This window comes from Stenotrophomonas sp. SMYL89 (assembly GCF_036319985.1).
In the GTDB taxonomy this organism is placed as follows: domain Bacteria; phylum Pseudomonadota; class Gammaproteobacteria; order Xanthomonadales; family Xanthomonadaceae; genus Stenotrophomonas; species Stenotrophomonas maltophilia_Q.
Window position 1 is genome coordinate 158,971 of the sequence record NZ_JAWIRW010000004.1, and the last position, 24,318, is coordinate 183,288.

The following is a 24,318-nucleotide window of genomic DNA, read 5'->3' on the forward strand; positions in this document are numbered from 1 at the left end:
TCGGCACAGGCATGAAGACTCGGCTGCAGACATCGCTGGGACAGCAACTGGTGCTCACGCCCCAGTTGCAGCAGGCGATCAAGCTGCTGCAGATGTCGACCACCGAGCTGGAGCTGGAGATCGCGCAGGCAGTGGAGAGCAACCCACTGCTGGACTGGGCCGACAGCAACGACAGCAGCGCCGCCAATGAAGGCAGCGATGGCAACGACAACGAAGCGCCTGCAGAACGCAGCGATGAAGGCGACGATTGGGCGCCGGCCGAACTGGACTGGACGGCGACCGGCAGCGGTGGCAGCTTCGATGATGACGACGATACCGGCAGCGCCGCCGAACGCGTGGCCGAAACCGAGACACTCGCCGACCACCTGCTGTGGCAGCTGCACCTGTCGCATCTGTCTGCCAGCGATCGCAGCATCGGCGCGGCGCTGATCGATGCACTGGACGATGACGGCTACCTGCGCGAACCGCTGGGCACCATCGCCGAAACCCTGTTGCCGGCGATCCACGCCGACGAGGACGAGATCCTTGCCGTGCTGCATCGCATCCAGCGTTTCGATCCGGTCGGTGTGGCTGCACGCACGCTCGGCGAATGCCTGCAGCTGCAGCTGGACGTGCTGCCCGATGAAACGCCGGGCCTGCTGCTGGCGCGACAGATTGCCGCAGGACCGCTGGAGCGGTTGCCGCGCAGCGGCGTCGCCGGGCTCGCCCACGAACTGAAACAACCCGTGGACGAGGTCGAGACGGCGGTCGCCCTGCTGCGCTCGCTGGACCCGCGCCCGGGCACCCAGATCGCCCCCCTGTCGCAGGACACCTACGTGGTGCCGGACGTGGTGGTGTGGCGGCAGAATGGCGTGTGGCGTGCGGCGCTGGCCGGGCACGCCGGACCGAAGGTGGTGATCCATCGCGGCTACGAACAGCTGATCCGTCGCTGTGGTGACGCCGACGCGGGCTACCTGCGCGCCCAGCTGCAGGAAGCGCGCTGGCTGCTGAAGGGCCTGCAGCAGCGTGGCGAGACCCTGCTGCGGGTGGTGCGCAGCCTGATCCTGCAGCAGGCCGGTTTCCTGGAGTTCGGCGAGCAGGCCCTGCGCCCGCTGACCCTGCGCGAGGTCGCCGCCGAGCTCGGCCTGCACGAATCCACAGTGTCGCGCGCGATCGCGCGCAAGCACGTGCGTACCCCGCGCGGCACCCTGCCGCTGCGCGCCTTCTTCGCCTCGGGCATTGATACCGAGGGCGGCGGCGAAGCATCCAGCACCGCCATCCAGGCGATGATCCGCCGCCTGATCGACGACGAGAACCCGCGCAAGCCACTTTCTGACGCCAAGCTGGCTGACCTGCTCAAATCGTCGGGAATTCCAGTAGCGCGACGCACCGTGGCGAAGTATCGTGAAGCCATGAACATTTCCGCCTCGCACGAAAGGGTCAGAATCGCTTGACGCGCCGCCGCGCCCGGCGGAGAGGTTCATTGGCACATCCGAACACAGGAGAAACCCGATGCGCATCGAAACGTTTGGCAAAGATGTCGAAGTCACCCCGGCCCTGCAGTCCTATGTAGAGGAGAAGCTGGCCCGGATCGGCAAACACTTCGACCAGCACTGCGAAGCGCGGGTGACCCTCAAGCTGCAGAAGACCGAGCACCACGTCGACGCCAGCCTCAATATCCCGGGACAGACCCTGCACGCCGAGGCCGGCGGCCAGACCATGTACGCCGCAATCGACCTGCTTGCGGACAAGCTTGACCGCCTGGTGATCAAGCACAAGGAGAAAAAACAGCAGCACGCACCGCTGCCGGTGGGCGACAATGGTGGCTGATCGCCACCGTTCCCCGCAGACATGCCCCTGACTGACCTCCTGGCGGCCGTGCAGACCCAGCTCTGCACGGCCACCGACCGTGACAGCGTCCTGCAGGCCGCCGCCGGGTTGCTGGCCTGCCGCCAGGCCAACGCCGAACAGATCTATCTGAACCTGTGCCAGCGCGAAGCGCTGGGCAGCACCGCGATCGGCCACGGCATCGCCATTCCCCACGGCCGCGCGCCGACCCTGGACCGCCCGCGTGGCGCCCTGTTGCGCCTGACCAGCCCGGTCGACTTCGGTGGCGACGAGCCGGTGGACCTGGTGTTCGCGATGGCCGTTCCCGCCCACTACACCCACCAGCACCTGATGCTGCTGTCCGAGCTTGCCGAATTGTTCTCGGCGGCGGATATCCGCCAGGCCCTGCGTCAGGCAGGCGACGCGCGGGCCCTGCGCGAGGCGCTGGACATGACCCCACCTGCGAGTGCCGCATGAATACCAGCATCACCGCCCGTGAACTGTTTGAACAGCAGCGCGAGCGGCTGGGGCTGCGCTGGGCTGCCGGCAAATCCGGCGAGAAGCGCGAGCTGGAGGCCGGCAATACGGTCTCGCGTCGCCCCTCGCTGGCCGGTTATCTCAATGCGATCTATCCCAACAAGGTGCAGATCCTCGGTACCGAGGAACTGTCCTGGCTGGACGCGCTGGAACCGCGCCAGCGCTGGGAAACGATCGAAAAAATCATGCAGTCGCACCCGCTGGCACTGGTGCTGACCCGCAACCAGGCGTGCCCGGAAGACCTGCGTGCCGCCGCCGATGAATCCGGCACCCCGTTGTGGCTCTCGCCCAAGCGCGGCCACGAACTGCTCAACCACCTGTCCTACCACCTGGCGCGTACGCTGGCGCCGCGGGTGATCCTGCATGGCGTGTTCATGGAGATCTACTCCATCGGCGTGCTGATCACCGGCGAAGCGGGGTCCGGCAAGAGCGAGCTGGCGCTGGAGCTGCTCAGCCGTGGCCATCGCCTGGTGGCCGACGATGCGCCCGAGTTCACCCAGATCGCACCCGACGTGCTCGACGGCACCTGCCCCGAACTGCTGCAGGACCTACTGGAAGTGCGCGGCCTGGGCGTGTTGAACGTGCGCGAGATGTTCGGCGACACGGCTGTAAAGAAGAACAAGTACCTTCGGCTGATCGTCCACCTGACCAAGCCGATGACCGAACCCACTCCGCATGGCTACGAGCGCCTGACCGGCGATTCGGGCACCCGCCATGTGCTGGACCTGGACGTGCCGCTGATCACGCTGCCGGTGATGCCCGGCCGCAACCTGGCCGTGCTGACCGAGGCGGCCACCCGCCTGCATATCCTGCGGACCAAGGGCATCGACCCGGCGGCGATGTTCATCGCCCGCCACAGCAACCTGCTGGAACGGCGAACGCCCTGACCCCCTGCCCTTCGAAGAGCCTGTCCATGAGCACCGTCCCCTCCTCCGCCCCGACCCTGATCATCGTCAGCGGCCTGTCCGGCTCGGGTAAATCCGTCGCCCTGAAGACCTTCGAGGACCAGGACTACTACTGCTCGGACAACCTGCCGATCAACCTGCTGCCGGACTTCGTACGCAGCCTGCTGGCCAATCGCGGCGGCAGTGCACCGCGCCGGCTGGCCGTAGGCATCGACGTGCGTGGGCAGGCCGACCTGAGCCAGCTGGGCGACTGGCGGCAGCTGGCCGCCGACGCCGGCGTGGAGGTGAAGGTGCTGTTCTTCGAAGCCAGCGACGAGACGCTGCTCAAGCGCTACGCAGACACCCGCCGCCGCCATCCGTTGAGCCAGCTGGGGCTGTCCCTGCCCGAAGCCATCGCCCGCGAACGCGAACTGACCGCGCCGCTGCGGCGCGACGCCGATGCGGTGATCGATACCAGCAGCCTCAATGTGCACCAGCTGCGCCGTCGCATCGTCACCGAGTTCGCGATGGGCCATGCCACCAGCCTGTCGCTGTTGTTCGAATCGTTTGCCTACAAGCGTGGCGTGCCGGCCGAAGCAGACTTCGTGTTCGACGCACGGGTGCTGCCCAACCCGCACTGGGATCCGGACCTGCGGGCGATGAGCGGTCGCGAACCCGGCGTGCGCGATTACCTGGAAGCACAGCCGGATGTGCAGCGCTACGTGGCCCAGCTGATGGACTTCCTCGATACCTGGCTGCCGAAGCTGGGGGATGGCACCCGCAGTTATGTAACCGTGGCGTTCGGCTGCACCGGCGGCAAGCACCGGTCGGTGTTCCTGGCCGAGCGCATGGCCCGGCATGCCCGCGAGATGGGCTGGGAAGACGTGGCGACCTACCACCGCGAACAGGATTGAGGGGGTCGGCCGGGCTGCGCCCGGCACCCGCTGTAGAGTCGAGCCATGCTCGACTGAAGCAACGTCAAAAGCCGGCATTCCCCGGATGGCGGGGCGGGCCAACAAGCGGGGGACGCTGCAAGTACGTCCCTGTAAGCTCGGTCGCCGCATCCATGCGGCTCACGCCCCCGCTTGCTGACCCACCCCGCCTTCGACAGATTCCTGCGATCTGTCGGGACGCCATTGTGTGCTGCTGTTGATGGGTGTCGACCTTGGTCGACACGGTAGATCCACGCCATGCGTGGATGAATCCCGGTCAGGCATCGAAAAAAGGATGGAGTCGGAGCCCTTTTCCAACGAAAAAGGGTTCCCGTGCGAGCAACACTGAATACGGGACACAGTGCCCCTCTCCTGCTGCTATCGCCAATTCACCTTGACCTGTTAACGTGCAGTAATGACCTGTGGCATTCTCCTCGTAACACATCCCGGGGTCGGGACCGCCCTGCTTGACGTGGCGACCCGGCTCCTGCGGCAATTGCCGCTGAAAACCGAAGCTTTCGAAGTACCGTTCGACGCAGACCTGGACGCCCTGCTCCCGCTCGCCTCGGCCGCCCTGCGGCGGGTCGATGGGGGTGACGGTGTGCTGATCCTGACCGACCTGTACGGCGCCAGCCCCGCCAACCTTGCCGGGCAGCTGGCCCGGCTGGGGACCCCGGTTCGCCGGGTGTCGGCGCTGAGCCTGCCGATGTTGCTGCGGGTGATGAATTATCCGGAACAGGGACTGGATCAACTGCCCGCCACAGCCGCGGCGGGTACCCGTAATGGAGCGATAGTCGACGATGCTTGAACGAGAACTCACCGTGAGCAACCGCCTGGGCCTGCACGCCCGGGCCACCGCCAAGCTGGTGCAGACCTTGGCGCCGTTCCGCTGCAACGTGACCATGGCCGCCAAAGGCCGTGAGATCAACGCCAAGAGCATCATGGGCGTGATGCTGCTGGCCGCCGGCCAGGGCACCCCGGTCACCGTGCGCATCAATGGCGAGGACGAAGCCGCCGCGATGGAGGCGGTGGTCAGCCTGTTCGAACGCCGTTTCGACGAGGACAGCTGAGCGTGCCACGCGCACGCGCCGGCCAGCCCCCTTCCGGCCAACGGCCGGTACTGCTGCTGGCGGGCCACGGTGCCGCCCGCGGCACGGCAATGGGCCGCGCCCGCGTGCGCCTGCCGCATGCACTGGAAGTGGCCGAGCAGCGCGTTGCCGCCAACCAGGTCGAGGCCGAGCTGGCCTGCCTGCATCGCGCGGTGGATGCCGCACGCACGGAGATGCACGAGCTGCGCCAGCGCCTGCATGGGGCCCTGAACCAGGAAGTGGGTGAGTTCCTCGACCTGCATGCGCTGCTGCTGGACGATCCCGAGCTGCTCTATGGCCTGGACGAACTGATCCGCAGCGGACCGTACAGCGCCGGCTATGCATTGCGCCTGCAGCGCGACCGCCTGGCCAAGGTCTTCGACGGGATGGACGATGCCTACCTGAAGAGCCGCATGGACGACCTCGACCATGTGATCGGCCGCATCCATGCCTTCCTGCAACCCGAACGCCCACCTGCCGTGAAAGGCCTGGCCGGCGAGATCCTGGTCTGCGACAACATCGCGCCCTCTGAACTGGCACAGCTCCAGGCACAGGGCGTAGTCGGCATCGTCACCGCCGCCGGCAGCGCGCTCTCGCACAGCGCGATCCTTGCGCGCAGCCTGCACCTGCCCTTGATCGTCAACGTGCCGCAGCTTCTCAGCCGCATCGCCGATGGCGACGTGCTGATCATCGATGGCGCCGACGGCAGCATCACCGCCAATCCACAGGCCGATAATCTGCGCGACTATCGCGCACGACTGAAGGAACACGCGCGGGAACAGCGCGAGCTCGGCCGCCTGCGCAGCAAGCCCAGCCGCACCCGCGACCAGGTCGACATCGCCCTGCTGGCCAATGCCGAATCGCTGGAGGACGTGACCCAGGCGCATGCGCTGGGCGCCCACGGCCTGGGCCTGTACCGCACCGAATTCCTGTTCCTGCAGCGCAACGAGCTGCCCGACGAAGAAGAACAGTTCCAGACCTACCGCGATGCCGCCCTGGGCATGAGCGGGCGACCGGTGACCATCCGCACCCTCGACCTGGGCGCGGACAAGGCTGATCGCACCGGCCTGACCCTGAGCAACGAGGAAAACCCGGCGCTCGGCCTGCGTGGCGTACGCCTGTCGCTGGCACGGCCGAAGGTAGCCGACACCCAGCTGCGCGCGATCCTGCGCGCCTCGGCCTACGGCAAGCTGCGGGTGCTGGTGCCGATGGTCAGCACCCGCGAGGAGCTGCTGGCGGTGCGCCGGCGCATGCTCAAGCTGACCGAACAGCTGCGCAGCGAAGGCCACATGGTGTCCGACCACGTGCCACTGGGCGCGATGATCGAAGTCCCGGCCGCTGCACTGGCGCTGGAAAGCTTCATCGACCTGGTCGATTTCCTGTCGATCGGTACCAATGACCTGGTGCAGTACCTGCTGGCGGCCGACCGCAACAATGAAGCGCTGGGCGAGCTGTATTCGCCGTTGCACCCGGCGGTGCTGCGGCTGCTGCAGATGGTGATCGAGACCGGCGCGCGCCACCGCATCCCGGTGGCGGTCTGCGGCGAGATGGCCGGCGATGCGCGGATGACCCCACTGCTGCTGGCACTGGGCCTGACCGAATTCAGTCTGCATCCCGGCACCCTGCTCGAGGTCCGCCGCGCGATCCGCGAGGCCGATCTGGCGACGTTGCGTGCACGCGCGCCCAAGCTGCTGGCCGCGCGCGACCGCCGCGCCATCGAGCGCTGGCTGGCGCTGGTGGCGGACGCGTCCTGATTTCCGCGCCACGCGCTCGCCGGGCATGGCCCGGCGGAATTTGTGGACCCCGCTGGCCGCTGGCCCGACGCAGATTCGATCCGCAGAAACAGCCCCTTGTTGTTCAAGGGGCGCGCCGACAGGCGCGGGGATAAGGTTGAATGCGTGGACCCCGGTGGCCGCAGGCCAGCGGGGTATGCGTTGAAACATCCCCTTGCGATAATGACGCGCTGAACACCCCTGTTGCCGCATCCTTGCCGGGATCGCGGCTTTTCTTATACCCGCGGGAGCTGCGATGGCTGAAGCTGTACGCCACGACAAGACTGCGCGCCAACTGCGGATGTTGTCCGATGCACTGGACAGCGGCCGGCTGGGCCCGGTGCGTCGCCTGGTCAACACCCTGGCCCCGGCCGAGATCGGCAACCTGCTCGAGTCACTGCCACCGGGCAAGCGCGAGGTGGTGTGGGGCCTGGTCGATCCGGAAGATGACGGCGAGGTGCTGGTCCACGTCGGCGACGACGTGCGCGAAAGCCTGCTCGCGGACATGGACCCGGACGAGATCATCGCCGCGGTCGAAGACCTGGACATCGACGACCTGGCCGACCTGGTCGAGGACCTGCCGGATACGGTCATCGACGAAGTCCTCAAGTCGATGGACCGCGAGAACCGTGAGCGCCTGGAACAGGTGCTGTCCTATCCAGAGGACAGTGCCGGCCGCCTGATGAACCCGGACGTGGTGACCGTGCGCGCCGACGTCAATGTCGACGTCGTGCTGCGCTACCTGCGCCTGCGCGGTGAACTGCCCGACCACACCGACCACCTGTTCGTGGTCAGCCGGCGCCATCAGTACCTCGGCCGGGTGTCGCTGGCGGCACTGGTGACCCACGAGGACACCACCCCGATCAACCGCCTGATCGACGACGAGCAGCCAGCCATCGACGTCGGCGAGAGCGACCAGGAAGTCGCCCGCCAGTTCTCCGACCATGACTGGATCTCCGCGCCGGTGGTGGATGACAACAACATCCTGATCGGCCGCATCACCATCGATGACGTGGTCGACATCATCCGCGGCCAGGCCGAGCACCAGGCGCTGGGCGCCGCCGGTCTGGACGAGGACGAGGATCTGTTCAGCCCGGTCTGGCGCGCGATGCGCCGCCGCCTGATGTGGCTGTCGGTGAACCTGTGCACGGCCTTCCTGGCCTCCAGCGTGGTCGGCCATTTCGAAGGCACGATCGACAAGCTGGTGGCGCTGGCGGTGCTGATGCCGATCGTCGCCGGCCTCGGTGGCAACGCCGGTACCCAGGTGCTGGCCCTGATGGTGCGCGGCCTGGCGCTGGGCCAGGTGGGCGCCTCCAACGCCCGCACCCTGCTGTGGAAGGAAGTGCGCGTCGCGCTGCTGAACGGCGTGATGCTGGGTTCGGTGCTGGGCCTGATCGTGCTGGCCTGGTTCCACTCGCCCGGGTTGTCGGCGGTGATCGCCATCGCGCTGACCTGCAACCTCCTGTTCGCTGCATTGGCGGGCGTGCTGGTGCCGTTGACGCTGAAACGCTTCGGCTTCGACCCGGCGCTGGCCAGCGGCATCTTCCTGACCGCGGTGACCGACTCGATGGGCTTCTTCACCTTCCTCGGCCTGGCCACCCTGGTGCTGCTGCACTGACCGTCTCAAGGGTCGGATCCCCGCTGCGCGGGGCTCTGGCCCGATCCCAACTGGATCCCCCATGGCAACGACAATCGAAAACTACTTCCAGCCCGGCTGGCGCGACCAGCAGCACACCTGCCCGGCCTGTGAATGGAAGGGCTGCTCGCGGGCCATGGTGATGGAGCTGGACGAGGACGCCACCGAGTACGACTGCCCGGTCTGCGAAAACCCGCTGCTGGTGGTGCTGCATCCGGACATGGCACAGGTACAGGCCGCCGCTGCCGAAGGCAATGCAGAAGCACAGGAGCAGCTGGACATCATCGCCAGCTTCCCGCGGCCGGAGTGACGCGGCGCATGATGCTGCGTTGACCCACGCCGGACTACGATGCGGGTGACCCTACCGCCTCGGGAACGCCCATGGTCCGTTCGATGTCGCGCTGGCTGCCGCTGCTGGCCTTTCTGATGATGACGGGCTGTGCCTCGCTGCCGGACAGCGCGCGCGGTCGCTTCGAGGCCCGCGCAGTGAAGGTGGATGGCGAAACGGCTTACTACCAGGTGTTCATTCCGGCGGCATCGGCGCGCACGCCGGGCTCGCTGCCGGTCGTGCTGTTCCTGCATGGCTCCGGCGAGCGGGGCGGCGATGGCGTCAAGCAGACCCACGCTGGATTGGGACCGTACCTGCGCGCGCATGCGGCCGATTTCCCGGCGCTGGCCGTATTTCCGCAGGTGCCGGGGCGCGAGGAATGGAGCGGACGCAACAACCGCGTGGCGCTGGCTGCGCTGGACGCCGCCATCGCCGAGTTCGGTGCCGACCCGGCGCGCCAGTACCTGACCGGCATGTCGATGGGCGGCTATGGCAGCTGGAACATCGCGCTGGACGACCCACGCCGCTTCGCGGCGATCGTGCCGGTGTGCGGCGCGGTACTCGCCCCGCGTGCGGTGCGCCCGACCCTGTTCGTCGAGCAGGTCGCGCAGGAGCCCGACCCGTACGCGACCATCGCCCAGCGCCTGCGGCACACCCCGATCTGGATCTTCCACGGCGCACTGGATGACGTGGTCCCACCGGACGACGACCGCCGGCTTCACAGCGCCTTCCTGGCCACCAATGCACGCGACATGCGCTATACCGAGTACCCGGAAGGCAACCACAACGCCTGGGATGCCACCTATGCGGACCCGGCAATGTGGGCGTGGCTGTTCGCGCAGAAGCGCTGAGCCACAGCCCCTGGTAGCTGCCAACCTTGGTTGGCATTGACTGCTCTGGTAGTTGCCAACCTTGGCTGGCACTGGCCTACCTGAAACCAAGCCATTCCCCGATGTTCACTGGAAGCAGGCCCGTCCATGCTTGCTCCATGCAGAACACACGTCTCCTGCTCGGTCGTCGCTCCAGCATCGGCCTCAGCTATATCCTCACCACCGTCGTCCATGACCGCGCACCGCTCTTCACCAACGCCGCAACGGCCGCCTTGGCAATGCGCGAATTCCAGCGACTGGATCAGGAAGGCTTCACCCGCTCGATCGCCTACGTGGTCATGCCCGACCACATCCACTGGCTGGTCGAACTGCGCGCGGGGACGCTGGAAACCGTCATGAAGCGCTTCAAGTCGCGCACAGCCCAGCAGGCTAATCGCTTGCTGGGGCGGATCGGGCGCGTCTGGCAGGCGTGCTATCACGATCATGCAATCCGCTCTGACGAATCGTTGCACCGGCATGCGATGTATCTGATGGGAAATCCGATCAGGGCCGGGCTGACGACGCGGCTGGGGCAATATCCCCACGCATGGTGCGAATGGGAGCTCGGGGCTTCGTGTGATCCGCTCGACAACTTGGGCGCGGATAGATAGTGCCAACCAAGGTTGGCATCTACCAGAGCGGTGCGCGGTCAAGCCGCGCGGTAAGTGTGTCAACCAAGGTTGACACCTACCAGAGCGGGCATCAGCCCAGCAGGGTTTCCAGCACGGCCATGCGCACGGCGACGCCGTTGGCGACCTGGCGCAGTACCCACGACTGCGGGCCGTCGGCCACCTCGTCGGTCACTTCCACGCCGCGGTTGATCGGGCCCGGGTGCAGCACCGCGGCATCCTTGCCGGCGCGTGCCAGGCGCTCATTGGTCAGGCCGTACTGTGCGTGGTACTGCTCCAGCGACGGCACCAGGCCTTCTTCCATGCGCTCGCGCTGCAGGCGCAGCATCATCAGCGCGTCGACGCCTTCCAGCATCGCATCGAAATCATCGCCGACCACACAGCCCTTCAGCGTCTCGTCGTCCGGCAGCAGCGACTGCGGGCCGCACACGCGGATCTCGCCCACGCCAAGCGTGCGCAGCGCGTGCAGATCCGTGCGGGCCACGCGCGAGTGCTTCACGTCGCCGACAATCACCACCTTCAGCTTCGAGAAATCCGGGCCCTTGGCCTGGCGCAGGGTCAGCATGTCCAACAGGCCCTGGGTCGGGTGCGAACTGCGGCCGTCACCGGCGTTGATCAGCGCAGTGCCCTCGCCCGCCGCTTCGGCCAGGGCGGCCACGGCGCCGTCATCGGGATGGCGCACGACGAAGCCACGCACGCCCATCGCTTCCAGGTTGCGCAGCGTGTCGCAGGCGGTTTCGCCCTTGCGCGTGGACGAGGTCGAGGCATCGAAGTTCAGCACGTCGGCGCCCAGGCGCTGCGCGGCCAGCTGGAACGAACTGCGGGTGCGCGTGGACGGTTCGAAGAACAGCGTGCACACCGCCGAACCGCCCAATACGTGGCGCTTGTTGCCGACGCGACCGACCGCAGCATCGCGGATCTGCCCTGCCCGGTCCAGCAGCTGCAACAGGGTTTCGCGCGGCAGGGCCTCCAGGGTCAGCAGGTGGCGCAGGCGTCCGGAGGCATCGATTTGCTGGGCAGTCATGGCGGGTGTCGGTAGTCAGGGAATGGGGGTGGCGTCGTCCGGCGACGACAGCCAGCGGTCGATGATCACCGCCGCGGCCACGGCATCGAGGGCGGCCGCATCGCGGCGGCGCTTGCGCCCTTCGGCGCGCTCGACGGCGAAGCGGCGGGCGGCTTCGACCGAGCTGGAGCGCTCGTCGATCATCACCACGGGCAGCTTGAAGCGTTCCCGCAGCTGGCGGGCAAAGCCCTGCGCGCGCTTGCGGTTGGGCTGGTCCTGGCCGTCCAGGGTCAGCGGGTCGCCGACCACCAGGCCATCGGGCTTCCATTCCTTGAGCAGGCGCTCGATCGCGGTCCAGTCCGGGCCGTTGCCATGCACATCGACCACCGCCACCGCGCGCGCATGCGCCGCGAAGGCACTGCCGATGGCCACGCCGATCCGTCGCGAGCCGACATCGAAACCCAGAACGGTGCCGTCACGGCGGATCGCCGGGGCAGAAGATACCGGTGCGGGCGCGGCCGGCTCAGACATGGCCGCTGTAATCCGTCAGCCGGAACAGGTCCACGCCGATACGCGAGGCCGCACCCTGCCAGCGCTGCTCCAGTGGCAGCTGGAACACCAGCTCGGCGTCGGCCGGCACGGTCAGCCAGCTGTTCTCGGACAGCTCGCTTTCCAGCTGCCCTGCGCCCCAACCGGCACAGCCGAGGGTGACCACGGCGTTGGCCGGGCCTTCGCCTCGCGCCATCGCCTCGAGGATATCGCGCGAGGTGGTCAGGTACAGGCCATTGCCCACGGTCAGGCTGGAATCCCACGCCCGCGCGTCGTCATGGATGACGAAGCCGCGCTCAGGATGCACCGGGCCGCCGTTGAGCACCATGCGCGCCTGCAGGTCGCCATCGCCGGTGGTGATGTCCATCTGTGCAAGCACTTCACCGAGCGTGTACTCGGAAGGCTGGTTGACCAGCACGCCCATCGCCCCGTTCTCGTCGTGCTGGCAGATCAGCGCGACGCTGCGGGCGAAGGTCGCGTCGAGCAGCGACGGCAGCGCGACGAGCAGGTGATCGGCAAGGGAGGTCGGCGTTACAGGCATGGCCCCATTCTAGCGGCTGGGCGCGCCGGGCGCCTCCACTCGACGGTCACGGCGCGCATAATGACGTCCCACCGCGCAGGAGTTCGACGTGTCCGGTTACTGCCTCATCGCCCCGGGCCATCCGGTGCACGACTACTACCACGCCAACGAGTACGGCTTCCCGCAGCGTGACGAGCGCGAGCTGTTCGAACGACTGGTGCTGGAGATCAACCAGGCCGGCCTGAGCTGGGAAACGATCCTGAAGAAGCGCGAGGGCTTTCGCACGGCCTATGACGGTTTCGATGTGGACCGTGTGGCAGCCTATGCCGAGCAGGACATCGAACGCCTGCTGTCGGACGCCGGCATCATCCGCAACCGGCTGAAGGTGCTGGCGGCGATCCACAACGCGCAGGTGATCCAGCAGCTGCGGGCCAGCCACGGCAGCTTCGCGTCGTGGCTGGATGCGCACCACCCGCGCAGCAAGGCCGACTGGGTGAAGCTGTTCAAGAAGACCTTCCGCTTCACCGGCGGCGAGATCACCGGCGAGTTCCTGATGAGCTTGGGCTACCTGCCCGGTGCGCATGCCAAGGACTGCCCGGTGCAGAAGCGGCTGCTGAAGCTGTCGCCGCCGTGGGTGCAGGCCGCCACCCGCTGATGGATATCCGCCGGGCATGGACCGGCGTTACCACGCGTGGGTTCCGGTAGTGCCGGCCGCTGGCCGGCAACCCCGTTGAACGGTCACACGCCCATGTAGCGGCCAGGGCGGTGGTTGAACATCAGCACCAGGCTGAGCACCACCGCGCCGATGGCCGAGTACAGCACCTTCGACGGCGACAGCACGAAGAACGCGGCCACCATCAGGCAGGCGTCGTAGGACATCTGCACCTTGCCCGCGCTCCAGCCGCGGGTGCGCTGCAGGTACACCGCCAGGATGCCGATGCCGCCGAGGCTGGCGCGGTGGCGGATGAAGAACAGGATGCCCAGGCCGGACAGCGCACCACCGACGATCGCCGAATACAGCGGGTGGATGTGCGAGAAGTCGATCCAGCGCGGCAGCAGGTCGGTCAGCACGCCACAGGCGGTGACCGCGGCGAAGGTCTTCAGGGTGAATTCCCAGCCCATGCGCCGCACCGCCACCCAGTAGAACGGCAGGTTGACCAGCACGAACACCACGCCGAAGTTCCAGTCCAGCGCGTAGTGCAGCAGAAAGGCCATGCCGGCCATGCCGCCGATCATCAGCCCGCTCTTGGCGAAGATGGCCAGCCCCAGCGAGGCCACCATGGTGGCCAGCACCATGCCCTGCACGTCCTCGGCGATCGAGTGGCGCAGCGCTTTTCCGTCGGCGGTGGTGCCGGCGCTGTCGGGCGGCGGGGTCAGCGGACCAGCGGTGACCAGGTGGCCGTCAGCGTCGTCGCACGGCGCGGGGCCATGGGAGGGAAGGGACATACGGGTGGGGAACAGCAGGTGGGGAGCGGTATTAGACACGATCTGCATGACAGTTGCAGATGAAATCGTTCAGCTGAATGCGCCCCACCCCGTTCTCTGCCGGCCGCCGATCAGCCTTTTCCGGCCAGGTGATGCGCCACCAGCGCGTTGGCGTGGCCATGGCCCAGGCCATGCTCACTTTTCAGGAAGCTGACCAGTTCCATGTGTTTCAGGCCCTTCTTCCCGGCCAGCAACCCGAACCAGTGCGCCACCGGCTGCCCGTAGGTCTTCTCGATGGAGGGAAAGTACGAGGCCGGGCCTTTCGGCTTGGTGTCAGTGCTCATGTGCAGCTCCCGTTGAAGTCATTCATTCGACGAACCACAGTCCCTGAAATCGACATCCCCACACGTCTACACAGAATGGGATCGGAGCCGTTCCAACAGCTCGCGGGAAACTGTCGAAGGCGGGGGGGGGGGGGGGGGGGGGGGGGGGGGGGGGGGGGGGGGGGGGGGGGGGGCGGGGGGGGGGGGGGGGGGGGGGGGGGGGCGGCCGGGCGCCCCCCCCCCCCCCCCGCCGCCCCCCCCCCCCCCCCCCCCCCCCCCCCCCCCCCCCCCCCCCCCCCCCCCCCCCCCCCCCGCCTCCCACAGGAAGCCAGCTTTTGACGTTGCCGTTGATTCGGCAGGTGCCGGGCGCAGCCCGGCCGTATCATTCCCGCATGCCCCGTGAAAACCTCAACGACCTGCAGGCCTTCGTCCACGTCGCCCGCGAGGGCAGCTTCACCAAGGCCGCCGCCCAGCTGGGTGTCTCCCAGTCTGCGCTCAGCCACGCCATGCGCGGCCTGGAACAGCGCCTTGGAGTGCGCCTGCTGACCCGCACCACCCGCAGCGTGTCCACCACCGAAGCCGGCGCCCACCTTCTGGAAACGCTCGCCCCTCGCCTGGCCGGGATCGAGGATGGGCTGGCCGCGCTGGCCGAGTACCGCGAGCGCCCGGCTGGAACCATCCGCATCAACGCCACCGGCCATGCCGCGGAGTACATTGCCTGGCCGCGGCTGGCACCACTGCTGCAGCAGTATCCGGACCTCAAGGTGGAGCTGACCGCCGACTACGGGCTGGCCGACATCGTCGCCGAGCGCTACGACATCGGCATCCGCCTGGGGGAGCGGCTGGCCCGCGACATGGTCGCCGTGCCGGTCAGCCCGCCGCTGCGCATGCGCGTGGTCGGCGCCCCCACTTACTTCCGCCAGCACGTGGTGCCTCGGCACCCGGACGACCTGGCCGCGCACAACTGCGTGACCCTGCGCCTGCCCACCCATGGCGGGCTGATGCCGTGGGATTTCGGCCAGGACGGCAACGAACTGAGCGTGCGGGTGAGCGGTCAGTGGATCTTCAACAGCATGGGCATGACCCGGGCCGCCGCGCTGGCGGGCAGCGGGCTGGCGTGGCTGCCTGAAGACCAGGTGCAGCCGATGCTGGAGGATGGGCGGCTGCAGTCGGTGCTGGACGACTGGTGCCCGCACTTTGATGGCTATTACGCGTACTACCCGTCGCGCCGGCATGTAACGGTGGCGATGCGCACGGTGCTGGACGCGCTGCGTGGGCCGATGAAGGACTGAGCTGGGGAGTGCGGACCAACGGTCCGCACCCACCACACTCTGCACCCACCCGAGGCAGGATGGCGCGGTGATCAGCCCTTCGCCTGCGCCGCACGCTGTGCGTTGTAGCGCTCGCCGACGATCGACACTTCATCCAGCGCCTGCGCGATGCGCTGCAGTTCCTCCGGCGCCAGCTGCAGGTCAGCCGCGCCCAGGTTCTCTTCCAGGCGGTGGATCTTGGTGGTGCCCGGAATCGGCACGATCCACGGCGCCTGCGCCAGCAGCCAGGCCAGCGCCACCTGCGCCGGGGTCGCGCCGCGTGCTGCAGCAATCGTACTGATGCGATCCACCAGCACCTGGTTGGCGCGGCGTGCTTCCACTTCGAAGCGCGGCACGCTGTTGCGGAAATCGTTGGCGTCGAAGGTGGTGTCGGCGTTGATCGCGCCGGTCAGGAAGCCACGGCCGAGCGGACTGAACGGCACGAAGCCGATGCCCAGTTCCTGCAGGGCCGGCAGCAGTTCGCGCTCCGGTTCACGCCACCACAGCGAATACTCGCTCTGCACGGCAGCCACCGGCTGCACCGCGTGCGCACGGCGCACGGTGGCGGCGCTGGCCTCGGACAGGCCGAAGTGGCCGACCTTGCCCTCGGCGATCAGGTCGCGCACGGTGCCGGCCACGTCCTCGATCGGCACGTTCGGGTCGACACGGTGCTGGTAGAACAGGTCGATATGGTCGGTGCGCAGGCGTTTGAGACTGGCTTCGGCCACGGCGCGGATGTTCTCGGGGCGGCTGTCCAGGCCGGTATCGGTGCGCGCATCCTTGAAGCCGAACTTGGTGGCGATCACCAGCTTGTCGCGGTAAGGCGCCAGGGCCTCGCCGAGCAGGTCTTCATTGGTGTACGGGCCGTACACTTCGGCGGTGTCGAAGAAGGTCACGCCGCGTTCAACGGCAGCGTGCAGCAGGGCGATGCCCTGGCTGCGCTCGACCGGCTGGCCATAGGCATGGGTCAGGCCCATGCAACCCAGGCCCAAGGCGGAAACCTTCAGACCGCTGCGGCCGAGTTCACGTGTCTGCATCGTGGTGCTCCAGAGGGGGAACGCTGACGATACGCCTGCAGGGGCTGCCGATTGAATGGGCAGCGTTGCAGTTGGTCATGACTGGAATTCATCAATCGCCCGCGCGCGGTAGCGCCGACTGTCAGTCGACTGCTTTCCAACGGCCAGGGAGATCCCGCGCTGCGCGCGAGAGTCGACTGGCAGTCGACTCTACAGATCTGCAGGTCACCGGACCTCGGAGATCTCAACGCCATCCAGGCCCTGTGACAACGTGCGTGCGTCGCCGCCCTGGCTGAGCTTGATGCGCAGGCGCACTTCGTTCTGCGAGTCAGCATAGCGCAGCGCGTCCTCGTAGCTGATCTCACCGGCCTGGTACAGCTCGAACAGGCTCTGGTCGAAGGTCTTCATGCCCAGCTGGACCGAGTCCTTCATCACTTCCTTCAGCTTGTGGATCTCGCCGTCGCGGATGTAATCCTGCACCAGCGGCGTGCCGAGCAGGATCTCCATGGCGACCTTGCGCGAACGGCCATCGGGCGACGGCACCAGCTGCTGCGCGACCACGCCCTTGAGGTTCAGCGACAGGTCCATCAGCAGCTGGTTGCGGCGGTCTTCCGGGAAGAAGTTGACGATGCGGTCCATCGCCTGGTTGGCGTTGTTGGCATGCAGGGTGCACAGCACCAGGTGACCGGTCTCGGCGAACGCGATGGCGTGGTCCATGCCTTCGCGGGTACGCACCTCACCGATCATGATCACGTCCGGCGCCTGGCGCAGGGTGTTCTTCAGCGCGGCTTCCCAGCTGTCGGTATCGATGCCGACCTCACGCTGGGTGATGATGCAGCCTTCGTGCTTGTGCACGAACTCGATCGGGTCTTCGATGGTGATGATGTGGCCGGTCGAGTTCTGGTTGCGGTAGCCGATCATCGCCGCAAGCGAAGTCGATTTACCGGTACCGGTGGCACCGACGAACAGGATGATGCCGCGCTTGGTCATCGCCAGCGTCTTGATGATCGGCGGCAGGCTCAGTTCCTCCACGGTCGGAATGCGCGTCTCGATGCGACGCAGCACCATGCCGACCTGGTTGCGCTGGTAGAAGCAGCTGACACGGAAGCGGCCAACACCGGACAGGCCGATGGCGAAGTTGCATTCGTGGGTCTTCTCGAATTCCTCGCGCTGTGCCGGGGTCATCACGTTGAGGACCAGGTCGCGGCTCTGCTGGGGCGTCAGCGGGGTCTGCGTGATCGGCGAGATCTTGCCGTTGACCTTCATCGCCGGCGGCATGCCCGCAGTGATGAACAGGTCAGAGGCGCGCTGGTGCGCCATCAGCTTGAGGAACGAAGTGAAATCGATGGTGGTCGCGGTTGTGTTCACGGCGGGCTCCCGGAAAGCGGTTTACCAGGTAACGGTCGGTGGAGGAAACAACACGGAGCGGCCGCGCCATTGCGCGCGCCGTCCGTTGCTGCCCCGCCTTACTCGAACAGGCGCTTGTCCTTGGCGTACTCGCGGGCCTGGTTGCGGGTGATCAGGCTGCGCTTGACCAGGTCCTGCAGGTGCTGGTCCAGGGTCATCATGCCGTACTGCTGGCCGGTCTGGATGGCCGAATACATCTGCGCCACCTTGTCCTCGCGGATCAGGTTGCGGATGGCCGGAGTGCCGACCATGATTTCCCACGCTGCGGTACGACCGCCGCCAACCTTCTTCAGCAGCGCCTGCGAGATCACCGCACGCAGCGACTCGGACAGCATCGAGCGCACCATCGGCTTTTCGCCGGCGGGGAACACGTCGATGATGCGGTCGATGGTCTTCGCTGCCGAACTGGTGTGCAGGGTGCCGAACACCAGGTGGCCGGTTTCCGCGGCGGTCAGTGCCAGGCGGATGGTTTCCAGGTCACGAAGTTCGCCGACCAGGATGATGTCCGGGTCCTCACGCAGCGCAGAACGGAGCGCTTCATTGAAGCCGTGCGTGTCTCGGTGCACTTCGCGCTGGTTGATCAGGCACTTCTGCGAGGTATGCACGAATTCGATCGGATCCTCGACGGTGAGGATGTGGCCGTATTCGTTCTTGTTGATGTAGTCGATCATCGCCGCCAGCGTGGTCGACTTGCCCGAGCCGGTCGGCCCGGTCACCAGGATCAGGCCCTGCGGCTGCTGGATCACCTCGCGGAACAGCGGTGGGCAGGCCAGGTCCTCGAGGGTGAGCACCTCGGACGGAATGGTACGGAACACCGCACCCGCACCGCGGTTCTGGTTGAACGCATTCACTCGGAAGCGCGCCAGCGATGGAATCTCGAAGGAGAAGTCCACTTCGAGGAATTCCTCGTAATCGCGGCGCTGCTTGTCGGACATGATGTCGTACACCAGCGCGTGGACCTGCTTGTGGTCCAGGGCTGGAATGTTGATCCGGCGAACATCGCCGTCCACGCGGATCATCGGCGGCAGGCCTGCGGACAGGTGCAGGTCGGACGCTTTGTTCTTTACGGAAAACGCCAACAGTTCGGCGATATCCATGAGCGGCTACTCCCCAATAACGGCTTCGACTGGAAGGATCTTTCCCCGGGCGGCAGTATAGCCTCCTGATTCAACGGAACGCGTTACGTGGCCACTCCCCTGCCCCAGATCCTGAGCAACCTGCATGCCGCCGCCGAGGCCGCTGGCAGGCCCGACCCGCGCCTGCTGGCGGTGTCCAAGACCCAGCCGGCTGAGGCCGTGGCCGCGCTGGCCGCACAGGGCCAGCACGCCTTCGGCGAGAACTACGTGCAGGAAGCGCTGGCCAAGATGCAGGCGCTGCAGCACCTGGCGCTGGAATGGCACCTGATCGGCCACCTGCAGTCGAACAAGGCCGATGCCGTGGCCATCCACTTCGACTGGGTGCAGAGCGTGGACCGGCCCAAGCTGGTAGCCGCACTGGCGCGCCATCGTCCGGCCGCGCGTGGCCCGCTGAACGTACTGATCCAGGTCAACATCGACGACGAATCCAGCAAGCACGGCTGCGCGCCGGAGCAGGTGGAGAAACTGGCCACGGCGATTGCCACCGAGCCCAGCCTTCGCCTGCGCGGCCTGATGGCGATTCCCGCGCCGTGGCCCGAGGCCGAGCGCCGTCGGGATGCGTTCGTGCGCATGCGCACACTTTTCCAGGCGCTGACCGAGCAGTACCCGCAGGTCGACACGCTGTCGATGGGCATGAGCGGCGACTACGCTGAAGCCATCGCCGAAGGCGCCACCCTGGTGCGCATCGGTACCGCACTGTTCGGCGCACGCCCGCGCCCAGCCTGACTTTTCGAGGAGATTTCCATGGCAGCTGATTCCATCACCTTCATCGGGGGCGGCAACATGGCGCGCAGCCTGATCGCCGGCCTGATCCGCCAGGGCACACCCGCCGCGCACATCCACGTCGCCGAACCGGTTGCAGCGCTGCGCGAGTCGCTGGCTGCCGACTTCGGCGTACAGGTGCACGACAACGCGGTTGATGCTGCCGCACAGGGCAGCACCTGGCTGCTGGCGGTGAAGCCGCAGGTGCTGCGCGAGGTCTGCCAGTCGCTGCAGGCGCTGGCACAGGCGAACCGACCGCTGGTGGTATCGATTGCCGCGGGTATCACCAGCACGCAGCTGGAGCGCTGGCTGGGTGGCAACCTGCCGGTGGTGCGTGCAATGCCGAACACGCCGGCCCTGCTCGGTGCCGGCGTGACCGGCCTGTACGCCACGCTTTCGGTGGATGCGCAGCAGCACGCGCAGGCCGAGAAGGTGCTGGCCAGCGCAGGCCGCACCGTGTGGATCGACAGCGAAGCACTGATGGATTCGGTCACTGCCGTATCCGGCAGTGGCCCGGCCTATGTATTCCTGCTGGCCGAAGCGATGGAAGCGGCGGGCATCGCCCAGGGCCTGCCAGCCGACGCCGCGCGCACGCTGGTGGTGCAGACCCTGCTGGGTGCCTCGCGCATGCTGGATGAGGCCGGTGAAAGCCCGGCCGAGCTGCGCCGCCGCGTGACCTCGCCGAACGGAACCACCCAGGCCGCGATCGAGAGCTTCCAGGCTGGGGGTTTCGAGGCGTTGGTGGACACGGCGCTGCGCGCCGCGCAGGTGCGTGGACAGGAATTGTCTGCGGCGAATGATTGATCCCCTGGGGTCAGATCCCTTTGCCGAGGCAAAGGGATCTGACCCCATCTACCGCCCCAAGTTGGCCATGACGAAATCAACGAAGCACTGCAACCGCGGGCGCGGCCTGCGATCAGGCAGGTAGATCAGGTGCATCGGCCGTGGTTCGGGCAGGTAGTCGCGCAGCAGCGGCTTCAGGCGCCCGGCGGCAATTTCGCCCGCCAGCAACGCGGTCGGTTGCAACACCAGGCCCGCTCCGGCCACGGCAGCTTCTCGCAGCGCGAAACCATCATTGCAGGTCAGGCGCGCCTCCCAATCCACCTGTTCGCCATTGGCCAGCTGCCAGCCGTGGCCACCACGCCAGGCCAGGTGGCTCAGGCAGTCGTGCCCTTCCAGATCGGCGGGTGTGCGCGGCGTGCCGCGCCGGCGCAGGTACGCGGGCGCCGCGCACAGGCTCATCGCGTACGGCGGCAGCGGCCGCGCCACCACTTCCTGCGACGGCAGCGGCCCGACCCGGATCGCCACGTCGAATCCCTCTTCGATCAGGTCCACGCGGCGGTTGCTCAGGTCCAGCTCGATGTTCAACTGCGGCTGTGCGCGCAACAGCGTGGCCAGCTGCGGAGCCAGCACGCAGCTGCCCCAGGTGGTCGGTGCGCTGACCCGCAGCAGGCCGCGCGGCTGCACCTGCAGGCCGGCCACATCCGCCTCGGCCTGCTGCACCTGCTCCAGCACCTGCCGGCAACCGGCCAGATAGGCCCCACCGGCTTCGGTCAGGCGTTGGCGGCGGGTGTTCCGCTGCAGCAAGGCCGTGCCCAGATGCGCCTCCAGCTGCTGGATGTACTTGCCGACCATCACCGCCGACACCTGCAGCTGTTCGGCAGCCCCTGCAAAGCTCCCGCGCTCGGCCACGGCAACAAAGGCCTGCATGCAGCGCAATGTATCCATTACTAATCCAGAGTTAGGAATCAGCGAAGCATACGCCCCTTACCTAACCCCTTTGTGAGAGCGCAGACTGCGACCATCTCCTCGCAAGGAACGACCATGAAGATTCTCCTCGTCGGTGCCAGCGGCACCCTTGGCCAGGCAGTTGCCCGCCAGCTGGGACAGCAGCACCAGATCCTGGCCGCCGGCCGCCGCAGCGGTGAGCTGCGCGTGGACCTGACCGACGACGCCAGCGTTGCCGAGCTGTTCGCACGCACCGGCCCGGTCGATGCGGTCATTTCCACCACCGGCTCGGTGCACTTCGGCCCGCTGCAGGCGATGACGCCGGCTCAGTTCAACCTCGGCCTGCAGGACAAGCTGCTGGGGCAGGTGCGGTTGGCACTGGCCGCGCAGCATCACCTCAATGCAGGCGGTTCGATCACCCTGACCAGCGGCATCATCAGCGCGCAGCCAATCCGCGACGGCGTCAACGCCACCGCCGTGAACACCGCACTGGAAGGCTTCGTGCGTGCGGCGGCGCTGGAGCTGCTGCCCCGTGGCCTGCGCATCAATGTGGTCAGCCCGAATGTGCTGATCGAATCGATGGCGGCCTACGGCCCCTACTTCCCGGGCTTCGAAGCCGTGAGCGCGCAGCGCGCGGCAATGGGCTACCAGCGCGCAGTGGAAGGCATCCAGAGCGGCGAGACGATCACGGTCTGGTGATCCGCCGGGCATGGCCCGGCGCTACCGGGAGCCGGGCGCTTTATTGCCGGTCATTCCCAGCGCATCGGGCCGTCGCCGCGTTCACCGAGGACGTCTTCGGGATTGGCCAGGCGGCAGCGCTGCAGCGACAGGCAGCCGCAGCCGATGCAACCCGTCAGCTCATCGCGCAGCAGCTGCAGCATGTGGATGCGCTCCTCCAGCTCGGTGCGCCAGCGCGCGGACAACCTGGCCCAATCCGCCTTGGTCGGTGCGCGGCCGTCGGGCAGGCTCTCGAAGGCACGGCCGACCGCTTCCAATGGCATGCCCACGCGCTGCGCTACGCGGATCACCGCCAGCCGGCGCAGAACGTCGCGGCTGTAGCGGCGCTGGTTGCCCGAAGTGCGCAGGCTGCTGATAAGCCCCTTGCGCTCATAGAAGTGCAGCGCCGAAACCGCCACGCCACTGCGCTGGGAGACTTCGCCAACGCTCAGTTCCTGGGACACCATTACTTGACCTCAACTGCAGTTGAGGTGTCATGCTGCTATCTTCGCCGCCTGTTGACAAGCGCGGCCCGCAGCTGACCCGCATGACCCCCACGCTCTCCCCCGCCAACGCCAGTACACCGGCCGACACTTCGATCCTGTCCGCGCGCTACCGCGCCACCACCATCGGCATGGTCGCGCTGGTCGCGCTGCACGCCTTTGAGGCCTTGGCGGTAGCTGCCGCCATGCCGACCGTGGCCGTGGCACTGGACGGCCTGCGCCTGTACGCACTGGCCTTCGGCGGCACCCTGGCCACCAGCGTGATCGGCATGACCCTGGCCGGGCGCTGGGCGGACCGCCATGGGCCGGCACGGGCGCTCTGGTACGGGTTGGCCTGCTTCGTGCTGGGCCTGCTGCTGGCCGGCTTTGCCATGCGCATGGGCATGCTGGTGGCAGGACGCCTGCTGCAGGGCCTGGGTGCGGGCGCGATCTCGGTCTCGCTGTACGTGATGGTCGGCCGCAGCTACCCGGAGCACCTGCGGCCGAAGGTATTCGCCGCCTTCTCGGCCGGTTGGGTGGTGCCATCGATGGTCGGCCCGGCGTTGAGCGGCCTGATCGTGCAGCACCTGGGCTGGCGCTGGGTGTTCCTGGCGGTGCCATTGCTGGCGGTTCCGGCGGCCCTGCTGCTGCGCCCCGCGCTGGCACGCATGCAGCCCAGTCCTGCCGGCAGCGCCGATGATGGAGGCGGCAAGGTGGTGCGCTGGGCCAGCGGTGCCTCGCTGGCAGCGTTGTTGCTGTACTTCGGCGGCCAGCAGCAGGGAGCAGCGGCCCTGCTCTGTATCGGCGTGGCGATGCTGGCGCTGCTGTTCTGCGTACATCGACTGCTTCCGCCCGGAACACTGATCCTGCGCCGTGGCCTGCCCAGCGTGATCGCGCTGCGTGGCATCGCGGCGGCCGCATTCTTCGCCTGCGAGGCCTACCTGCCGCTGCTGCTGCAGCGCGAACGTGGCCTTTCGCCCAGCTGGGCCGGTGCCGTACTCAGTCTCGGTGCGCTGGGCTGGTTTGCCGGCTCGTGGCTGCAGGGCCACCAGCAGCGTGGCTGGTCACGCCAGCAGCTGCTGCGCGCCGGCACGACGATGATGACCGTCGGCATCGCCGCCACGCTCGCAGTGCTGTTCAACGTGGTGCCACTGCCGGTGTCGCTGCTCGGCTGGGCCGTGACCGGCTTCGGCATGGGCATGATCTACGCAAGCCTGTCGGTGCTGACGCTGTCGCTGTCGGCGCCGCAGGAGCAGGGTGCCAACACCTCGGCACTGCAGCTGAGCGAGGCCCTGTCGGTCACCACTGCGCTGGCGGTCTCCGGCGCCTTGTTCGCGCTGTTCGTGGAATCGGCACCACACACCGGCTACCTGCTGTGCCTGGCCATCACCCTCGGCCTTGCGGTGTTGGCCACGGTGATCGCGCGACGGGTGTAACGCCACCGGGCGGATTCCGCCGG

28 protein-coding genes are annotated in these 24,318 nt (G+C 67.4%); 18 read left to right on the plus strand and 10 right to left on the minus strand.

Going from position 1 to position 24,318, the window contains the following annotated elements; translation table 11 throughout:
• The first annotated feature begins 11 nt into the window (after window positions 1-11).
• The 12 genes from V3B41_RS06775 to V3B41_RS06830 all read left to right on the plus strand — a co-directional run bounded on the left by V3B41_RS06775 (window position 12) and on the right by V3B41_RS06830 (window position 10,463).
• Window positions 12-1,433 (plus strand): RNA polymerase factor sigma-54, encoded by a 1,422-nt coding sequence (locus V3B41_RS06775; RefSeq protein WP_295546642.1) that lies wholly within the window; start codon window positions 12-14, stop codon window positions 1,431-1,433.
• Window positions 1,434-1,491: 58 nt separating this feature from the next.
• Window positions 1,492-1,809: a ribosome-associated translation inhibitor RaiA gene (raiA, locus tag V3B41_RS06780; protein WP_005415556.1), complete on the plus strand. Its 318-nt coding sequence runs from the start codon at window positions 1,492-1,494 to the stop codon at window positions 1,807-1,809.
• Window positions 1,810-1,830: 21 nt separating this feature from the next.
• Window positions 1,831-2,283, plus strand: coding sequence for a PTS sugar transporter subunit IIA (locus V3B41_RS06785; protein WP_295546639.1), 453 nt, complete (start codon window positions 1,831-1,833; stop codon window positions 2,281-2,283).
• Window positions 2,280-3,230 (plus strand): HPr(Ser) kinase/phosphatase, encoded by a 951-nt coding sequence (gene hprK / locus V3B41_RS06790; RefSeq protein WP_005408388.1) that lies wholly within the window; start codon window positions 2,280-2,282, stop codon window positions 3,228-3,230. The genes V3B41_RS06785 and hprK overlap by 4 nt, the downstream gene beginning before the upstream one ends.
• Window positions 3,231-3,256: 26 nt before the next feature.
• Window positions 3,257-4,141 carry an RNase adapter RapZ gene (gene rapZ / locus V3B41_RS06795; RefSeq protein ID WP_295546637.1) on the plus strand — a complete coding sequence of 295 codons (885 nt, stop codon included), beginning with the start codon at window positions 3,257-3,259 and terminating at the stop codon, window positions 4,139-4,141.
• Window positions 4,142-4,574: 433 nt separating this feature from the next.
• Window positions 4,575-4,967 (plus strand): hypothetical protein, encoded by a 393-nt coding sequence (locus tag V3B41_RS06800; protein WP_005408386.1) that lies wholly within the window; start codon window positions 4,575-4,577, stop codon window positions 4,965-4,967.
• Entirely contained in the window at window positions 4,960-5,229 is a 270-nt protein-coding gene (locus V3B41_RS06805) for an HPr family phosphocarrier protein (RefSeq protein ID WP_164086107.1), read from the plus strand. The genes V3B41_RS06800 and V3B41_RS06805 overlap by 8 nt, the downstream gene beginning before the upstream one ends.
• Before the next feature lie 2 nt (window positions 5,230-5,231).
• Window positions 5,232-7,001, plus strand: coding sequence for a phosphoenolpyruvate--protein phosphotransferase (gene ptsP / locus V3B41_RS06810; RefSeq protein WP_197633056.1), 1,770 nt, complete (start codon window positions 5,232-5,234; stop codon window positions 6,999-7,001).
• A 274-nt stretch (window positions 7,002-7,275) separates the two neighbouring features.
• Window positions 7,276-8,637: a magnesium transporter gene (mgtE, locus tag V3B41_RS06815; RefSeq protein WP_005408383.1), complete on the plus strand. Its 1,362-nt coding sequence runs from the start codon at window positions 7,276-7,278 to the stop codon at window positions 8,635-8,637.
• Between the two features lie 61 nt (window positions 8,638-8,698).
• The gene (locus tag V3B41_RS06820) at window positions 8,699-8,965 is read left to right on the plus strand and encodes a hypothetical protein (protein ID WP_295546632.1); all 267 of its coding nucleotides are present in this window, start codon (window positions 8,699-8,701) and stop codon (window positions 8,963-8,965) included.
• A gap of 71 nt (window positions 8,966-9,036) precedes the next feature.
• The gene (locus V3B41_RS06825; RefSeq protein WP_295546630.1) at window positions 9,037-9,834 is read left to right on the plus strand and encodes a prolyl oligopeptidase family serine peptidase; all 798 of its coding nucleotides are present in this window, start codon (window positions 9,037-9,039) and stop codon (window positions 9,832-9,834) included.
• Window positions 9,835-9,971: 137 nt separating this feature from the next.
• A complete protein-coding gene (locus V3B41_RS06830; RefSeq protein ID WP_295546627.1) occupies window positions 9,972-10,463 on the plus strand; it encodes a transposase in 492 nt (163 codons plus the stop codon).
• 91 nt (window positions 10,464-10,554) lie between these two features.
• On the opposite strand, the gene V3B41_RS06835 is transcribed toward V3B41_RS06830, so the two are convergent.
• The 3 genes from V3B41_RS06835 to V3B41_RS06845 are packed head-to-tail and all read right to left on the minus strand — an operon-like array spanning window position 10,555 to window position 12,574.
• On the minus strand, window positions 10,555-11,505 hold the full coding sequence (locus V3B41_RS06835; protein WP_049427626.1) for an aspartate carbamoyltransferase catalytic subunit: 951 nt from the start codon (window positions 11,503-11,505) through the stop codon (window positions 10,555-10,557).
• 15 nt (window positions 11,506-11,520) lie between these two features.
• A complete protein-coding gene (gene ruvX, locus V3B41_RS06840; protein ID WP_049427627.1) occupies window positions 11,521-12,015 on the minus strand; it encodes a Holliday junction resolvase RuvX in 495 nt (164 codons plus the stop codon).
• The gene (locus V3B41_RS06845) at window positions 12,008-12,574 is read right to left on the minus strand and encodes a YqgE/AlgH family protein (RefSeq protein ID WP_049427628.1); all 567 of its coding nucleotides are present in this window, start codon (window positions 12,572-12,574) and stop codon (window positions 12,008-12,010) included. Before V3B41_RS06845 ends, ruvX begins: the two co-directional genes overlap by 8 nt.
• An 88-nt stretch (window positions 12,575-12,662) precedes the next feature.
• On the opposite strand from V3B41_RS06845, the gene V3B41_RS06850 reads away from it, so the two are divergent.
• Complete coding sequence (locus V3B41_RS06850; protein ID WP_197633052.1) at window positions 12,663-13,208, plus strand: DNA-3-methyladenine glycosylase I; 546 nt, start codon at window positions 12,663-12,665, stop codon at window positions 13,206-13,208.
• 83 nt (window positions 13,209-13,291) lie between these two features.
• Here the strand turns inward: V3B41_RS06850 and V3B41_RS06855 are convergent, their stop codons facing one another.
• Entirely contained in the window at window positions 13,292-13,999 is a 708-nt protein-coding gene (locus V3B41_RS06855; protein ID WP_049427633.1) for a YitT family protein, read from the minus strand.
• A gap of 110 nt (window positions 14,000-14,109) precedes the next feature.
• Window positions 14,110-14,322 (minus strand): DUF4287 domain-containing protein, encoded by a 213-nt coding sequence (locus V3B41_RS06860; RefSeq protein ID WP_014646220.1) that lies wholly within the window; start codon window positions 14,320-14,322, stop codon window positions 14,110-14,112.
• Window positions 14,323-14,693: 371 nt separating this feature from the next.
• Here V3B41_RS06860 and V3B41_RS06865 point away from each other — a divergent pair, with 371 nt between their 5' ends.
• Window positions 14,694-15,593 carry a LysR family transcriptional regulator gene (locus V3B41_RS06865; RefSeq protein WP_049426722.1) on the plus strand — a complete coding sequence of 300 codons (900 nt, stop codon included), beginning with the start codon at window positions 14,694-14,696 and terminating at the stop codon, window positions 15,591-15,593.
• A 71-nt stretch (window positions 15,594-15,664) separates the two neighbouring features.
• On the opposite strand, the gene V3B41_RS06870 is transcribed toward V3B41_RS06865, so the two are convergent.
• From V3B41_RS06870 to V3B41_RS06880, 3 genes are all read right to left on the minus strand, one after another.
• Entirely contained in the window at window positions 15,665-16,648 is a 984-nt protein-coding gene (locus V3B41_RS06870; protein ID WP_295546580.1) for an aldo/keto reductase, read from the minus strand.
• A 204-nt stretch (window positions 16,649-16,852) separates the two neighbouring features.
• A complete protein-coding gene (locus V3B41_RS06875) occupies window positions 16,853-17,995 on the minus strand; it encodes a PilT/PilU family type 4a pilus ATPase (RefSeq protein ID WP_080354958.1) in 1,143 nt (380 codons plus the stop codon).
• Between the two features lie 98 nt (window positions 17,996-18,093).
• A complete protein-coding gene (locus V3B41_RS06880) occupies window positions 18,094-19,131 on the minus strand; it encodes a type IV pilus twitching motility protein PilT (protein WP_004147099.1) in 1,038 nt (345 codons plus the stop codon).
• 87 nt (window positions 19,132-19,218) lie between these two features.
• Between V3B41_RS06880 and V3B41_RS06885 the strand changes: the two genes are divergently transcribed.
• The gene (locus tag V3B41_RS06885) at window positions 19,219-19,896 is read left to right on the plus strand and encodes a YggS family pyridoxal phosphate-dependent enzyme (protein WP_295546577.1); all 678 of its coding nucleotides are present in this window, start codon (window positions 19,219-19,221) and stop codon (window positions 19,894-19,896) included.
• An 18-nt stretch (window positions 19,897-19,914) separates the two neighbouring features.
• Window positions 19,915-20,736, plus strand: coding sequence for a pyrroline-5-carboxylate reductase (proC, locus tag V3B41_RS06890; RefSeq protein ID WP_049430129.1), 822 nt, complete (start codon window positions 19,915-19,917; stop codon window positions 20,734-20,736).
• Window positions 20,737-20,784: 48 nt separating this feature from the next.
• Here the strand turns inward: proC and V3B41_RS06895 are convergent, their stop codons facing one another.
• On the minus strand, window positions 20,785-21,660 hold the full coding sequence (locus V3B41_RS06895; RefSeq protein ID WP_100443775.1) for a LysR family transcriptional regulator: 876 nt from the start codon (window positions 21,658-21,660) through the stop codon (window positions 20,785-20,787).
• Window positions 21,661-21,756: 96 nt separating this feature from the next.
• Between V3B41_RS06895 and V3B41_RS06900 the strand changes: the two genes are divergently transcribed.
• A complete protein-coding gene (locus V3B41_RS06900) occupies window positions 21,757-22,359 on the plus strand; it encodes a short chain dehydrogenase (protein ID WP_049430130.1) in 603 nt (200 codons plus the stop codon).
• 50 nt (window positions 22,360-22,409) lie between these two features.
• Here V3B41_RS06900 and soxR read toward each other — a convergent pair whose 3' ends face one another.
• On the minus strand, window positions 22,410-22,844 hold the full coding sequence (gene soxR, locus V3B41_RS06905; protein WP_049430131.1) for a redox-sensitive transcriptional activator SoxR: 435 nt from the start codon (window positions 22,842-22,844) through the stop codon (window positions 22,410-22,412).
• Between the two features lie 29 nt (window positions 22,845-22,873).
• On the opposite strand from soxR, the gene V3B41_RS06910 reads away from it, so the two are divergent.
• Window positions 22,874-24,295 (plus strand): MFS transporter, encoded by a 1,422-nt coding sequence (locus V3B41_RS06910; RefSeq protein WP_049430132.1) that lies wholly within the window; start codon window positions 22,874-22,876, stop codon window positions 24,293-24,295.
• Window positions 24,296-24,318 lie beyond the last annotated feature (23 nt).

Excerpts from the sequence above, each read along its gene's own strand:
- V3B41_RS06775 (WP_295546642.1), top strand. The coding sequence starts at position 12 with ATGAAGACTCGGCTGCAGACATCGCTGGGACAGCAACTGGTGCTCACG.
- raiA (WP_005415556.1), top strand. The coding sequence starts at position 1,492 with ATGCGCATCGAAACGTTTGGCAAAGATGTCGAAGTCACCCCGGCCCTG.
- V3B41_RS06785 (WP_295546639.1), top strand. The coding sequence starts at position 1,831 with ATGCCCCTGACTGACCTCCTGGCGGCCGTGCAGACCCAGCTCTGCACG.
- hprK (WP_005408388.1), top strand. The coding sequence starts at position 2,280 with ATGAATACCAGCATCACCGCCCGTGAACTGTTTGAACAGCAGCGCGAG.
- rapZ (WP_295546637.1), top strand. The coding sequence starts at position 3,257 with ATGAGCACCGTCCCCTCCTCCGCCCCGACCCTGATCATCGTCAGCGGC.
- V3B41_RS06800 (WP_005408386.1), top strand. The coding sequence starts at position 4,575 with ATGACCTGTGGCATTCTCCTCGTAACACATCCCGGGGTCGGGACCGCC.
- V3B41_RS06805 (WP_164086107.1), top strand. The coding sequence starts at position 4,960 with ATGCTTGAACGAGAACTCACCGTGAGCAACCGCCTGGGCCTGCACGCC.
- mgtE (WP_005408383.1), top strand. The coding sequence starts at position 7,276 with ATGGCTGAAGCTGTACGCCACGACAAGACTGCGCGCCAACTGCGGATG.
- V3B41_RS06820 (WP_295546632.1), top strand. The coding sequence starts at position 8,699 with ATGGCAACGACAATCGAAAACTACTTCCAGCCCGGCTGGCGCGACCAG.
- V3B41_RS06825 (WP_295546630.1), top strand. The coding sequence starts at position 9,037 with ATGGTCCGTTCGATGTCGCGCTGGCTGCCGCTGCTGGCCTTTCTGATG.
- V3B41_RS06830 (WP_295546627.1), top strand. The coding sequence starts at position 9,972 with ATGCAGAACACACGTCTCCTGCTCGGTCGTCGCTCCAGCATCGGCCTC.
- V3B41_RS06835 (WP_049427626.1), bottom strand. The coding sequence starts at position 11,505 with ATGACTGCCCAGCAAATCGATGCCTCCGGACGCCTGCGCCACCTGCTG.
- ruvX (WP_049427627.1), bottom strand. The coding sequence starts at position 12,015 with ATGTCTGAGCCGGCCGCGCCCGCACCGGTATCTTCTGCCCCGGCGATC.
- V3B41_RS06845 (WP_049427628.1), bottom strand. The coding sequence starts at position 12,574 with ATGCCTGTAACGCCGACCTCCCTTGCCGATCACCTGCTCGTCGCGCTG.
- V3B41_RS06855 (WP_049427633.1), bottom strand. The coding sequence starts at position 13,999 with ATGTCCCTTCCCTCCCATGGCCCCGCGCCGTGCGACGACGCTGACGGC.
- V3B41_RS06860 (WP_014646220.1), bottom strand. The coding sequence starts at position 14,322 with ATGAGCACTGACACCAAGCCGAAAGGCCCGGCCTCGTACTTTCCCTCC.
- V3B41_RS06865 (WP_049426722.1), top strand. The coding sequence starts at position 14,694 with ATGCCCCGTGAAAACCTCAACGACCTGCAGGCCTTCGTCCACGTCGCC.
- V3B41_RS06870 (WP_295546580.1), bottom strand. The coding sequence starts at position 16,648 with ATGCAGACACGTGAACTCGGCCGCAGCGGTCTGAAGGTTTCCGCCTTG.
- V3B41_RS06880 (WP_004147099.1), bottom strand. The coding sequence starts at position 19,131 with ATGGATATCGCCGAACTGTTGGCGTTTTCCGTAAAGAACAAAGCGTCC.
- proC (WP_049430129.1), top strand. The coding sequence starts at position 19,915 with ATGGCAGCTGATTCCATCACCTTCATCGGGGGCGGCAACATGGCGCGC.
- V3B41_RS06895 (WP_100443775.1), bottom strand. The coding sequence starts at position 21,660 with ATGGATACATTGCGCTGCATGCAGGCCTTTGTTGCCGTGGCCGAGCGC.
- V3B41_RS06900 (WP_049430130.1), top strand. The coding sequence starts at position 21,757 with ATGAAGATTCTCCTCGTCGGTGCCAGCGGCACCCTTGGCCAGGCAGTT.
- soxR (WP_049430131.1), bottom strand. The coding sequence starts at position 22,844 with ATGGTGTCCCAGGAACTGAGCGTTGGCGAAGTCTCCCAGCGCAGTGGC.
- V3B41_RS06910 (WP_049430132.1), top strand. The coding sequence starts at position 22,874 with ATGCTGCTATCTTCGCCGCCTGTTGACAAGCGCGGCCCGCAGCTGACC.